A 12811-nucleotide genomic window follows, 5' to 3' on the forward strand; every position below is an offset into this window, starting at 1 on the left:
ACAACATGAAAGAAAACGCGCCGCAATCGCGCGGCGTTGACAGAAAGACGCAGAAATTGCGGTAAACCCGGGGCATTCGTCCGGCAGGAGATCGCTCAGAGCAGCCGGTTCTGCATGCCGTCCGGATCTTGCATGGCTTGACGCTGGCGCTCCATGAAATCCTTGAGGGTGTCGATGCCACGCAGTTGCAGGATCGTGTTGCGCACGGCGGCTTCGACCAGCACGGCGAGGTTTCGCCCGGCCGCCACTTGCAGAATCACCTTGTTGATGGGCAGGCCCAGCACATCCACGGTTTGCGCTTCGAGCGGCAGCCGTTGGAACTCGCCGTCGGGGCGGCGCACCAACTGAACGATCAACTTGAGCTTCATCTTCCGGCGCACGGCCGTCTCACCGAAGATCGTCTTGATGTCGAGCAAACCCAGGCCGCGCACTTCCAGCAGGTTTTGCAGCAGCGGCGGGCAACGGCCTTCGACGAAATCCGGCCCGAGGCGCACGAAATCGACCGCATCGTCTGCCACCAGTCCGTGACCGCGGCTGATCAGTTCCAGGCCGAGCTCGCTCTTGCCGAGGCCGGAATCGCCGGTGAGCAGCACCCCCATGCCCAGAATGTCGAGAAATACGCCGTGCATCGTGCATCGCGGGGCGAACACACGCGAAATGTACATGCGCAGACTGTCGATGACCGCCGCAGTCGACATCGGCGTGGTAAACAGTGGCGTGGAGGAGCGGGTACAGCGCAGTACGAGATCGGGCGGCGCTTCGAGGCCGTCGGCCACCACGAGGAACGGCGGCTCGAGCGCGATGACTTCGCCCATGTGGCGCTTGCGGTTTTCGTCGGTGAGGCGCTGGTAGTAGCGCAGCTCGGCCTCGCCAAGGACCTGGATCCGGTTCGGATGAATGAGGTTCAGGTGACCCACCAGGTCGGCGCTGGAGGTGGCCGTCGACACGCTCTCGGGCGTAAAGCCGCGCTCCCACCCCTCGTGCCCGGTCAGCCACGACAAACGCAGCGTGGCGGCGTTGTCGTCGAAAATGCTTTGCGCGTTGATGCCGGTCAGTTCCACCGCGTCGCCTCGTTCGGTTGGGGTTGGGTGCTACGGAGTTCGTCCAGCGTCGCGGCGCGATACCCCGAAACACCGGGATAGCCGCACCCGCGCCGGCTCAGGGTTGCCAGTTCGCGAGCGCGGTATGGATATCGTCGGCACTCGGCGCGGAGGTCAAGGTCTCGCGCATCGCGCGATCCGAGAGCAACTGCGCAATTTCGGACAATATCTCGAGATGCTGCTGCGTTGCCTGCTCCGGTACCAACAGGAAGAACAGCAGGGACACGGGTTGCGCGTCGGGGGCCTCGAAGGGAATCGGATCGTCCAGGCGCACGAAGGCTGCCATCGGATGCTTGAGGCCCTTGATGCGCCCGTGCGGAATGGCCACACCTTCTCCCAGTCCGGTCGAGCCGAGACGCTCGCGGGCGAACAGATTGTCGGTGACAAGCGCGCGCGACAGGCCGGCATTGTTCTCGAAGAGAAGCCCGGCTTGCTCGAAGACGCGCTTCTTGCTGGTGACAGACAGCCCAAGCAATATGTTGGACGCAGGTAAGAGTTTGACTAAACGGTTCATCTTGTAATGCGGGCGAACGCATGGTCGCCCTCCAGCCCCCCGGTTGACCTCGCATTATAGACCACCCGTCGACGCACTCCCGGCGATGCGAGGGGGCATGCAAAAGGGGCCGTTCAACGGCCCCGCGGTGGGTGATGCCAGACTTACGACAGACGTCGATGTGCGCGTGGGCTCCCTCGCGAATCGCCGTCAGTGTCGGTCAATGCGGCTACCTTGCCCGGACAGACTCATTGCAGCGGTTCCGCCTCGGGAGGTTCCTGGTGCTTGAGGGCCTCGCGGCCATGATCCTGAACCTTGTCCTTGTATTGCATAACCTTGCGGTCGAGCATGTCGATCAGCTTGTCGATGGCAGCGTACATATTCTCGTCACACTTCTCGACGAAAATCTCCTTGCCCTTGAGATACACGGTGACGCTAGCGATCTGGCGTCCGGTCTTCTCCTTGGTCTTGTCGACAGATAGGATCACCTCGGCACCGATGAGCTGGTCGAAATGGCGCAACACGCGTTCAAGCTTGTTGACCACGAATTCGCGCAGCGACGGCGTGAGTTCGAGATGATGTCCACTGATCTTCAGATTCATAGCTGCTCTCCTTGCTGAAATGCCGAAGTGCAGGCCGCGTCACAAGCAACGCTGGCTAGCGGGAGTGCGAGCCATTGGCGTGACGCAATGTCGCACTGCGGCGTGATGCCCCAGCGAGCCAAGATGGCACACCAGGACCGTCCTACAAAGATTTGCGCAAGTTCACTGCGGGAATGCGCATGGCTTCACGGTATTTCGCGACGGTGCGTCGCGCTACCACGAACCCTTGCTCTGCCAGCAGCTCCGCGATACGGCTGTCGGAAAGGGGGGTCTGCGGATCTTCTGCTCCTATGAGTTGCTTGATGAGTGCGCGGATGGCGGTCGATGAGGCTGCGCCCCCGGCTTCCGTGGCCACGTGTGAACCAAAGAAGTACTTAAGCTCGAAGGTTCCGAATGGAGTGAGCATGTACTTACTGGTTGTCACGCGTGAAATCGTGGATTCATGTAAACCCAGCGTATCAGCAATTTCGCGTAAAACCAAGGGCCGCATGCCGATTTCGCCATGCGTGAAGAAGTTCTTCTGACGCTCGACGATCGCCTGCGACACGCGCAGGATCGTGTCGAACCGCTGTTGGATGTTCTTGATGAGCCAGCGCGCTTCCTGAAGTTGCTGCTGCAGGTTGCCGGTTCCCGGCGCATTGCGGTTGTTGCGAAGGATGCGCGCATACATTTCATTGATGCGCAGGCGCGGCATGACCTCGGGATTGAGTTCGGCGGTCCAGCCGCCGCCCTGTTTGCGCACGAGCACGTCGGGGATGACGTAATCCGCCTGGGGCGAGCCGTAGGCGGCGCCCGGGAACGGGTCGAGCGAGCGAATCAGTTGATGCGCCGCGCGCAGGCTGTCTTCGCTCACTCCCAGCAGACGACGCAAGCGCGTGTAGTCGCGCGCGGCGAGCAGCTCCAGATGATCGGAAACGATGCGCAGCGACAGCGTTCGCACGCTGCTTGCCGGCAGTCGCTGGAGTTGCAGGCGAAGGCATTCGGACGGGGTTCGGGCGCCCACGCCTGCCGGGTCGAAGCTCTGCAGCAGCGCGAGCGCGGCATTGATCTCTTCGGTCTCGAGCCCGAGCTCTTCGGACATTTCCGATTGAATTTCGTCGAGCAGGGTGCCGAGATAGCCGTCTTCGTCGAGCGATTCGATCAGGAATTCCACCAGCAGGCGATCGCGCGGGCTGGCTTTCGTCAGGCGCAACTGGGCGAGCAGGTGTTCGCGAAGATTGGGATGATCGACGTGCAGTTGCGGCCGCTCATTGTCGTCGTCGTCCGACGCACTGCCCGAGCGGGCAAAGTCGTTCAGGCTCCAATCGTTGCCACCGTCGCGCGCGCTGTCGTCGAAGCGGGTCTCGCCGTCGAGTTCGCGGGCGTCGTCCTGGCCGCTGCCCGATTCCGGCGTGTCGTTGGTGCTGCTGCTCGACGAGCCCCGCTCATTGCGCAGCGATCCGTCCGTGCCCACACGAACCGTGCCGGCGAGCCAATCGTCCTCGCGCTCGAGCATCGGGTTCTGGGTGAGGGCGTGCTCGACTTCCTGCTGAAGTTCGAGCGTCGACAGTTGCAACAATCGGATGGATTGCTGCAACTGAGGCGTGAGGGTCAGGTGCTGGGAGGTGCGGAGTTGAAGGGTCGGTTTCATAGCATTTCTCGCCTTCATTGTAGAGGCTTTGTCACGCCAGCGAAACCGGCCCGGTCCCCTATCGGAGGCAGGGTTTACATGCGAAAAATTTGCTTTACATCCGGAAGTTTTCGCCCAGATATACGCGCCGCACGCTTTCGTCGGCCACGATCTGGTCGGGCGTGCCGGCGGCGAGCACCGAGCCTTCGCTGATGATGTAGGCGTGATCGCAGATGCCGAGCGTCTCGCGTACGTTGTGGTCGGTAATCAGGACACCGATGCCACGATCTTTCAGAAAACGCACGATTCGCTGGATTTCCAGCACGGCGATCGGGTCGACGCCCGCGAACGGTTCGTCAAGCAAAATGAAGCGCGGTTGCGTGGCCAGGGCGCGGGCGATTTCCACGCGGCGGCGTTCGCCGCCCGAGAGCGACATCGCCGGATTTTCACGCAAATGGCTCACCTGCAACTCGTCGAGCAGCGCTTCGATGCGTCGGTCGATCTCGTCGCGCTTGAGCGGCTTGCCGTGCGCGTCGAGCTGCAATTCGAGCACCGCCCGAATGTTGTCTTCGACCGTGAGCTTGCGGAATACCGACGCTTCCTGCGGCAGGTACGAGACCCCCATGCGGGCGCGCTCGTGAATCGGCAGTTCGCTGATCACGTTGCCGTCGAGCTGGATTTCGCCGTCGTCGGCGGGCACGAGGCCCACGATCATGTAGAACGATGTCGTCTTGCCCGCGCCGTTCGGGCCGAGCAGTCCCACGACTTCGCCGCTCTTCACATCGAGCGAGACGTCCTTGACGACAGTACGGGCACCGTATTGTTTCTTGAGCGAGCGCACGACGAGCGCGCTCGGCTTGCCGGATTGACCGTCGCCCGGATGGATCGTCGAGGCGTTGCTGTTGACAGGATTACTCACGCGGATTCCCGATGCTTTTGGAGGGAGACAGCGGCGGCAGATCGCCCTTGGGCGCGGCCGCCGGCTTGCTCGCGCCGCCGGCGCTGGGCTGGTTCGCGCCAGTGGCATTGCGCGGGGCGAGCGTGGCGCGCACGCGGCCGTTCGGATTGTTGGCGTTGACCTGATCGGCACCGCTGTTGGCGGTATAGACCTCGTTGTACGTGTCGTAAGTGATCACGCTGCCGTGAATTTCGTCGAGCACCCTCGTGCCGCCGGCCAGGCGCTTGAGCGTGGCTTGTGTGGTCAGCGTGGCGACTTCGGTCTTGCCGTTGTAATAGATCGTCTGGCCCCAGCCGTCGATGTATTCGTCCAGGCCGTCGCGCTTCTGGCGCATGTAGGCGAGCGGGCCGCCCGGCTTGTAATAGGCCGTGGCGTACTGATAGCCCTCCGGATCCTGAGTCACTTCGACGCGATCGGCCTTGAGGAGAATCGTCCCCTTGGTCATCGTCACGTTGCCGGTGAAGATGTTGACCTGCTTGAGGTCGTCGTAGCTCATGTGATCCGACTCGATATTGAGCGGCTTGTCGCGGTCGGCGCGTTCGGCATGGGCGAGCGGCGACGCGAGGGCGCCGAGCATGGCGAAGGCGGCGGCCAGTGCGCGTAGGCGACGCAGCGACAGGGAGACGGGGCGCGGTTGGCGGCGATCGGTCATGGGGTCTTGGGGCCCGGTTTGGTCTGAGTTGGCGCGCTCGGCGCGGCGGCCGGTGCCGGGCGTGTGCCGCCCAGTTCCGCCGGCTGGATCGTGCCGTGAACATTGCCGAGCAATTGTACGGCGCGCGAGATGTTATTGAAAATCATGCCGTCGCCGTACATCACGGAAGCACCGCGGAACAGCTGGACTGGCAATTCCGTGCGAACGATGTCGTCGTTGACGAGCACCTGGAAGTGCTGGGACAGCGCGCGCATCTCCGGATCGCGCGGTCCGGCTTGACGTACCACGACCGCGTCGTCGTACAGATCGACGACGGACATGTCGGCATTGAGCGTGCCGCGTTTGCTCGTGGCGGTCACTTCCGGTTGATTCGGCGTGAACGCGCGCACGGCGGGCATGGTCATGGCCGTGGTCTGGTCGTCCTCGAAATGCGTCATGTGCACGGCATTGACGCGGTATTGCGTGAGGCCGGTCGCCGACAGGGTGGAGATCACCATGTCGTCGGCGAAGTAATCCGGAATGTGCTGCTTTACATACGGCGCGCGGTCGGCGTCCGACGGCAGCGTGCGTTGCACGAGCCAGTAGGTGCCGGCGGCCAGGCCGGCCAGCACGACGATGGCGACCAGCGAAGCGGGTGAGAGGCGTTGAGTGGCCATGGATGATCGGCTTCCTCGACGCGTCAGGCGAGCGCGTCGGCGAGCAGGGCGTCGTAACGTCCCTGGGCACGCAGGATGAAGTCGCACAGCTCGCGCACGGCGCCTTCGCCGCCGCGCGTGGCGGCAACCCAGTGGCAGCGTGCCCTGACTTCGGCATGGGCATTGGCCGGGCAGGCGGCGAAGCCCACGCGGCTGAGGATCGGCAGATCGGGCCAGTCGTCACCGATATGGCCGCAAACCTCGCTCGTCACCGACACCTTGGCGCACAGGTCTTCGAATGCGGCGCGTTTGTCCTGCACGCCCTGATAGACGTGTGCGACACGAAGATCGGCCGCCCGTTTGGCGACGATCTCGGACTGGCGTCCGGTGATGATGGCCGTGACGATGCCGACTTCGGCGAGCAGCTTCAGGCCGTGGCCGTCGAGCGAATCGAAGGTCTTGATGACTTCCCCGGCCGGTCCGTAGCGCAGGCCGCCGTCGGTGAGGACGCCGTCGACGTCGAACACCATGACACGCAGGCGAGCGGCGCGCGCAGCGGCGTCGGTCACGTCGGTTGCATCAAGCGGGGCGGAACGAGTGGGTTGGGCGATGCTGGGCTGATTCATGGGCAAGCGGCTCACACGACCTTGGCGGCGAACAGGTCGTGCACGTTGAGCGCACCGACGAGGCGGTCGTTCTCGGTCACGAGCAATTGCGTGATGCCGAAACGTTCCATCAGTTCGGCGGCTTCGGCGGCGAGTTGATCGGGGCCGATGCTGCGCGGGCCGGCCTTCATGACGTCGGCCAGCGTAAGCGTGGTGAAATCGAGCGTGCGCTTGAACAGGCGGCGCAGGTCGCCGTCCGTGAAGATGCCCACAACGCGATCGTCGGCGTCGACAATGGCCGTCATGCCCAGACCCTTGGCGGTCATCTCCAGCAGGGCGTCGGACAGGCTGGCATCGGCGCGCACGCGCGGAACGCGCTCGCCGGTGCGCATGACATCGCGCACGAACGTCAGCAGACGTCGACCGAGCGCGCCGCCCGGATGCGACCGGGCGAAGTCCTCTGCGCCGAAACCGCGCGCGTCGAGCAGCGTGACGGCAAGCGCATCGCCCAGGGCGAGAGCGGCCGTGGTGCTGGCGGTCGGTGCGAGGCCCAGCGGGCAGGCTTCTCTGTCGACATGCGCGTCGAGGTGCACGTCGGACAGGCGCCCCAGGCTGGACGCGGCGTTGCCGGTCATGGCGATGAGCTTCGCGCCGATGCGCTTTATCATCGGGAGAATGCTGACCAGTTCCCCCGTTTCGCCGGAGTTGGACAGGGCGACAACGACATCGTCGGTCGTGATCATGCCCAGGTCCCCGTGGCTGGCTTCGGCGGGGTGAACGAAGAAGGCGGGTGTGCCGGTGCTGGCGAACGTAGCGGCCAGTTTGCGGCCGATGTGGCCCGATTTGCCCATTCCGGTGACGACCACGCGCCCGCGGCAGGCGAGCAGCAGAGAGATCGCTTCGAAGAAGCTGTCGTCGAGGTGCGCGGAGACGCGTTCGATGGCGTCGGCTTCGGTGCGCAACACCTCCCGGGCGACCTCGAGTGCCCGGCCTGGATTGATTTTCGCTATCATGCGCGGAGTATATCAAAACGCACGCGGCGCCGAGGACAGCCGCGCCAGGCTTGGACCTGCACCGTTCGAGACCACCCAGGAAGCGGCCCGGTGCCTCGTCGGAGACCGCCGCGCCAACGCTATCTGGCACGGCACTTGCATAGCAAGTACCGCGTTCCGTCAGACCGCCAGCATTCAGATTCACTCAGGAAACCCACCTTAGCCGATGGCATCACCGCTCGAACTCACTCTCGTCCTGCTGTTTGCCGCCTGTGTCGGGGTGGTGTTGTTCCGCATGCTTCATCTGCCGCCGATGCTCGGCTACCTGAGCGTGGGCATCGTGATCGGCCCGCACGCGGTCGGACTGGCTGCCGACACGCAGCGCGTGCAATATCTCGCGGAGTTCGGCGTTGTCTTCCTGATGTTCTCCATCGGCATCGAATTTTCGCTACCGAAGCTCAGGACGATGCGCCGGATCGTGCTCGGGCTGGGCGTGTCCCAGGTCCTGGGGACGCTGCTCGTGGCGGTGGGACTGGGGGCGCTCGTCAACCTGTTCTGGTCGTTCTCCTGGCAGGCATCGGTGGCGCTGGGCGGCGCGTTGGCCATGTCCTCGACGGCCATCGTCACCAAGATGCTGGCGGAGCGCCTGGAACTCGAGACGGAGCACGGCCGCAACATCATGGGGGTGCTGCTGTTCCAGGATCTGGCCGTCGTGCCATTGCTGATCGTGATCTCGGCACTGGGCGGCAACCCGAAGGCGCTGGTCCTGGCACTGTCGCTGGCCGCGCTCAAGATCACCGGGGCGCTCGCGCTGTTGCTCTGGATCGGCCAGAAACTGGTCGGACGCTGGTTCCACATCGTGGCAGCGCGGCGCTCGCAAGAGCTGTTCATGCTCAATCTGTTGCTGCTCACGCTCGGGCTGGCTTACGTCACCGAGAACCTCGGCCTGTCGATGGCGCTTGGCGCGTTCATTGCCGGCATGCTCATCGCCGAGACGCCGTTCCGCCATCAGGTGGAAGACGACATCAAGCCATTTCGCGACGTGCTGCTGGGGCTGTTCTTCATCACGACCGGCATGTTGCTCGATCCGTCCATCGTGGTGCAGCAGCCGCTGCTCGTGCTGCTGTTCTTCGTTGGCCCGCTGGTCGTCAAGTTCACATTGATCGCTGGGCTCGCGCGCCTGTTCGGCAGCCCGCCCGGCACGGCGATCCGCACCGGTCTGGGCCTGGCGCAGGCGGGCGAATTCGGTTTCGTGCTGCTCAATCTGGTGATCGACCGGCACCTGCTCGACCCGTCGCTTTCGCAAGCCGTGCTCGCGGGCATGCTGCTCTCGATGCTGTGCGCGCCGTTTCTCATCATCAATGCCGACCGTATCGCGCTGCGCTTCGTCGCCAATGAGTGGATGATGCAGTCGTTGCAGATGACCCGGATCGCCACGCAGAGCATCAAGACGTCGGGCCACGTCATCATCTGCGGCTACGGCCGGTGCGGCCAGAATCTGGCGCGCATGCTCGAACAGGAGGGCATCGGCTATGTGGCACTCGATCTCGACCCCGATCGGGTGATGGAGGCAGCGAGCTCCGGCGAGACGGTCGTCTTCGGCGACGCGGCCCGGCGCGAGGCGCTGGTCGCGGCGGGGATTCACCGCGCCGCCGGCATCGTGGTGACCTACGACAGCACCCCGGCCGCGTTGAAGGTGCTCTCGCAGGTGCAGGCGCTGGAGCCAACCTTGCCGGTGGTGGTGCGCACGGTCGACGACACCCACATGGACGAACTGATCGCGGCGGGCGCGACCGAAGTCGTGCCCGAGATCGTGGAGGGCAGCCTGATGCTGGCGTCGCATGCGCTGGTGCTTCTGGGCGTGCCGATGCGCCGCGTGCTGCGCCGGGTGGCGCAGGCGCGTAACGAGCGTTACAGCCTGCTGCGGGGTTACTTCCACGGCCTCGACGACGAGGACGAGGGGGGCGAGCGCGAGCAGGTCAGACTGCAATCGGTGCCGCTCACGCTTCACTCGGACGCGGTCGGGCGCACGCTCGGCGAACTTCGGCTCGACAAGCTCGGCGTGACCGTCACGGCCATCCGTCGGCATGGCATTCGCGGGGTCGAGCCGGTGTCGGAGACGCGTCTGATGGCCGAGGACATCGTGGTGCTGCGCGGATTGCCCGACAAGCTGGTCGCCGCCGAGGCGCGTCTGCGCGGCCACGAATAGACGGCGGCGAATGGACGACCCGGCCGGGAAGAGTGCGTGCTGCCGGGGCGCGCATCGTGCGCCGGGCGGCGCTGCCCGCCCCCTCGCGGGGCGCCAGGCGATTTTTGGCATAATGTGGCGTGTTTCCCCTCAGTATCCCAAGAAGGATCCCCGTGCAGATCGACGAGTCCCCTGCCGCCTATATCAAGAGCCAGATTCGCACCGTGCCGGACTGGCCCGCGCCGGGCGTGCAGTTCCGCGACATTACCCCGCTGCTCAAGAACCCGCGCACCTTGCGCGTGCTCATCGATGTGTTCGTGCATCGGTACATGACGCAGCGTCCGGATTACATCGCGGGTCTCGACGCGCGCGGCTTCATCCTCGGATCGATCCTCGCGTACGAATTGAACATCGGCTTCATCCCCATTCGCAAGAAGGGCAAGCTGCCCTATCAGACGGTCGCGGAGGAGTACGAGCTGGAATACGGCAGCGCAACGGTCGAGATCCATGCCGATGCCTGCGGCCCGGGCGACCGCGTGCTGCTCATCGACGACCTGGTCGCCACGGGCGGCACGATGCTCGCCGGCAAGAAGCTGCTGGAGCGCCTGGGGGCGACCGTCATCGAAGGGGCGGCCATCGTCGACCTGCCGGAACTGGGGGGCTCGCGCCTGATTCGCGACGCCGGATTGCCACTGTTCCTGCTGTGCTCGTTCGAAGGCCATTGAACCCGGTTGCCTGAGCGGACGCTTTGCCGCGTCCCCACGCATGAGCGTCCCCATTACCCCACTTCGGACACGCCGATGCCCAATCTCTGGCTGTTCTTGCTGACCTCGGTGGCGATCACGCTTGCGCCGGGGCCGGACAACATGCAGGTCATCGCGCGCGGCATTGCGCAGGGCCGTCGGGCGGGACTGGCCGCGGCCGCCGGTTTCACGTCGGGATGTCTCTTCCACACGAGCGTCGCGGCCATCGGCCTGGCCGCCGTGCTGCGTTCGTCGCCGTGGGCCTTCGAGGGGATCAAGCTCGCGGGGGCCGCCTATCTGATCTGGATCGGCATCAAGGCGATACGCGCGCGCGGCGCTCTGGCGTTGGCCAACGAGGCCGCGCCGCAACCGCTCGGGGCCGTCTTTCGTCAAAGCGTGCTGGCGAATATGCTCAACCCCAAGGTCACGTTGTTTTTCCTGGTGTTCCTGCCCCAGTTCGTGAGTGCCGACACGGCCCATCCCGGCGCGCAGATGCTGTTGCTCGGCCTGGTGTTCATGGCGCAGACCATCGTTGTGTTCAGCGCGTACGGATGGTTCGCGGGCGTGCTGGGCACGTGGCTCAAGCAACGCCCCGGCGCGGGGCGCTGGCTCGACCGTGCCGCCGGCGCCATCTTCATCGGCCTGGGCTTGCGCGTCGCGCTACAGGCGTAGGACGCACGCGCGCGCGCGCATGAGCGGCGGCGACCGCGCCGATGCCTTCCAAGAATTCGTAGTCCCACCGACATTGCCAGATCATGCTTGCCGAACAACGCCAACAGTACGTGCTTGAACAACTTGCCAAGACCGGGGCCCTCGCGATCAGCGATCTCGTGCGTGAGCTGGGGGTGTCGCGCGAGACGGTGCGCCGCGACCTCAACACGCTCGCCGCGCGCGGACTGCTGCTCATGACGCACGGCGGCGCGCTGGCCGCCGATCGCAGCGAACCCGACTGGACGCTGCGCGAGAACGTCAACGCCGTAGGCAAGCGGGCCATCGGCATGCGCGCGGCGGAACTCGTACCCGATGGGGCGTCGGTGATCATCGACTACGGCACGACCACGCGGGCGGTGGCGCAGGCGCTGCTCGCAAAGCATCGGTTGCGCATCTACACGAACGACTGGCAGATCGCACGATTGCTGGGCCGTCATCACGACAATCAGGTGACGTTGCTTGGCGGCGAGCTGCAGGACAACGAAGATGCCGTGCAGGGCTGGGATGCCATCAACCAGATATCGCAATACCATGCCGACTTCGCATTCATCGGCGTAGGCGGCGTGACCGAGGACGGTGGCATTACCGACTTCAACCGCGCGGCCGCCGAGCTTCGCGCGCGCATGCTGCTGTGTGCGAACATCTCGGCCGTGGTGGCGGACCATACCAAGTTCGGGCGCGTGACGCCCGTGCGTATCCGCCATTTCGAGGCGGCCCGCTACCTCATCAGCGACGCGGCGCCGCACAAGAGCATGCTGGCGCAACTGCGCGCGCGCGGCCCGGAACTCCTTATCGCGTGACCGGGCGCGATCACATCGCGTCGACGGGCCGATGGGCATCCGCGCCCACACAGCACACCAGTACCTCCGCCGGCTGCTTCCCGGTGCTCAGGTACACGTGGCCAACCGAACTATCGAAGTACAGACTGTCGCCCGCCTTCAGGTGGAACATCGCGCCGGTCTCGAACCGCAGTTCGAGCGACCCCTTGAGCAAAAACACGAACTCTTCGCCGCTGTGGCGAATGTAGTCGGGGAAGTCGGAGAACTTGCGTGCCCGCACCAGGCCGCGCATCGGCACCATGCGCTTGCCCGTCAGCTCATTGGCGAGCATGCGATATTCGTAGTTTGGCGTGTCGTAGACCATTTGGTGGTCCGATGCCGTGAAGGTCGGCACGAGCGGGCTCGCCGCCTTGATCGGTGCACGTTCGAACAGTGCGTCGAAGCTGACGTCCAGCGCCTGGGCTAGCGCCGCAAATTTGTCGTACGTCAGTGCGATGTCGCCACGCTCGGCCTTCGAGATGGTCGACACGGCGATGCCGGAGCGCGACGACAAATCCATCAACGTCAATTTTTTCGCTTTACGCGCGTCGCGCAATCGCGCGCCAATCGCCTTGCGATCGAACTGCGGCAACGACTCGGCGGGCGCCGTGCGCGCGGGGGATCTGGCCATCCTCGGTCTCTCTCATCGGAATACGGGTTTTGTCGTATACGAGAATTATATTTTTCTCATATATGATAACTCGC

General features: G+C 64.5%; 14 protein-coding genes. 4 read left to right on the forward strand and 10 right to left on the reverse strand.

Annotated features, from left to right (window positions below):
- Positions 1–95: 95 nt before the first annotated feature.
- The 9 genes from hprK to PCE31107_RS03185 form a co-directional block, all read right to left on the reverse strand.
- Entirely contained in the window at positions 96–1061 is a 966-nt protein-coding gene (hprK, locus tag PCE31107_RS03145) for an HPr(Ser) kinase/phosphatase (protein ID WP_017232650.1), read from the reverse strand.
- Between the two features lie 97 nt (positions 1062–1158).
- Positions 1159–1614 (reverse strand): PTS IIA-like nitrogen regulatory protein PtsN, encoded by a 456-nt coding sequence (gene ptsN, locus PCE31107_RS03150; RefSeq protein ID WP_130024776.1) that lies wholly within the window; start codon positions 1612–1614, stop codon positions 1159–1161.
- Between the two features lie 227 nt (positions 1615–1841).
- Entirely contained in the window at positions 1842–2195 is a 354-nt protein-coding gene (gene hpf / locus PCE31107_RS03155; protein WP_017232648.1) for a ribosome hibernation-promoting factor, HPF/YfiA family, read from the reverse strand.
- Positions 2196–2337: 142 nt separating this feature from the next.
- Positions 2338–3825, reverse strand: coding sequence for an RNA polymerase factor sigma-54 (locus PCE31107_RS03160; RefSeq protein WP_150606440.1), 1488 nt, complete (start codon positions 3823–3825; stop codon positions 2338–2340).
- Between the two features lie 94 nt (positions 3826–3919).
- Positions 3920–4690, reverse strand: coding sequence for an LPS export ABC transporter ATP-binding protein (gene lptB / locus PCE31107_RS03165; protein WP_026131715.1), 771 nt, complete (start codon positions 4688–4690; stop codon positions 3920–3922).
- A gap of 25 nt (positions 4691–4715) precedes the next feature.
- The gene (gene lptA, locus PCE31107_RS03170) at positions 4716–5414 is read right to left on the reverse strand and encodes a lipopolysaccharide transport periplasmic protein LptA (RefSeq protein ID WP_150606442.1); all 699 of its coding nucleotides are present in this window, start codon (positions 5412–5414) and stop codon (positions 4716–4718) included.
- The gene (gene lptC / locus PCE31107_RS03175; RefSeq protein WP_150606444.1) at positions 5411–6070 is read right to left on the reverse strand and encodes an LPS export ABC transporter periplasmic protein LptC; all 660 of its coding nucleotides are present in this window, start codon (positions 6068–6070) and stop codon (positions 5411–5413) included. The genes lptA and lptC overlap by 4 nt, the downstream gene beginning before the upstream one ends.
- Before the next feature lie 23 nt (positions 6071–6093).
- Complete coding sequence (locus tag PCE31107_RS03180) at positions 6094–6579, reverse strand: KdsC family phosphatase (RefSeq protein ID WP_051060087.1); 486 nt, start codon at positions 6577–6579, stop codon at positions 6094–6096.
- Positions 6580–6686: 107 nt separating this feature from the next.
- Positions 6687–7667, reverse strand: coding sequence for a KpsF/GutQ family sugar-phosphate isomerase (locus PCE31107_RS03185; RefSeq protein ID WP_017232643.1), 981 nt, complete (start codon positions 7665–7667; stop codon positions 6687–6689).
- Between the two features lie 205 nt (positions 7668–7872).
- On the opposite strand from PCE31107_RS03185, the gene PCE31107_RS03190 reads away from it, so the two are divergent.
- From PCE31107_RS03190 to PCE31107_RS03205, 4 genes are all read left to right on the forward strand, one after another.
- Positions 7873–9855 carry a monovalent cation:proton antiporter family protein gene (locus tag PCE31107_RS03190; protein ID WP_150606446.1) on the forward strand — a complete coding sequence of 661 codons (1983 nt, stop codon included), beginning with the start codon at positions 7873–7875 and terminating at the stop codon, positions 9853–9855.
- Between the two features lie 152 nt (positions 9856–10007).
- On the forward strand, positions 10008–10559 hold the full coding sequence (locus PCE31107_RS03195; RefSeq protein ID WP_174966532.1) for an adenine phosphoribosyltransferase: 552 nt from the start codon (positions 10008–10010) through the stop codon (positions 10557–10559).
- A gap of 75 nt (positions 10560–10634) precedes the next feature.
- Positions 10635–11249, forward strand: a complete 615-nt coding sequence (locus tag PCE31107_RS03200) for a LysE family translocator (RefSeq protein ID WP_150606448.1) — start codon at positions 10635–10637, stop codon at positions 11247–11249.
- Between the two features lie 83 nt (positions 11250–11332).
- Positions 11333–12088: a DeoR/GlpR family DNA-binding transcription regulator gene (locus tag PCE31107_RS03205; RefSeq protein WP_017232639.1), complete on the forward strand. Its 756-nt coding sequence runs from the start codon at positions 11333–11335 to the stop codon at positions 12086–12088.
- Positions 12089–12098: 10 nt separating this feature from the next.
- On the opposite strand, the gene PCE31107_RS03210 is transcribed toward PCE31107_RS03205, so the two are convergent.
- Positions 12099–12737, reverse strand: a complete 639-nt coding sequence (locus tag PCE31107_RS03210) for a helix-turn-helix domain-containing protein (protein WP_150606450.1) — start codon at positions 12735–12737, stop codon at positions 12099–12101.
- Positions 12738–12811 lie beyond the last annotated feature (74 nt).

This window comes from Pandoraea cepalis (genome assembly GCF_902459625.1).
Lineage (GTDB): Bacteria > Pseudomonadota > Gammaproteobacteria > Burkholderiales > Burkholderiaceae > Pandoraea > Pandoraea cepalis.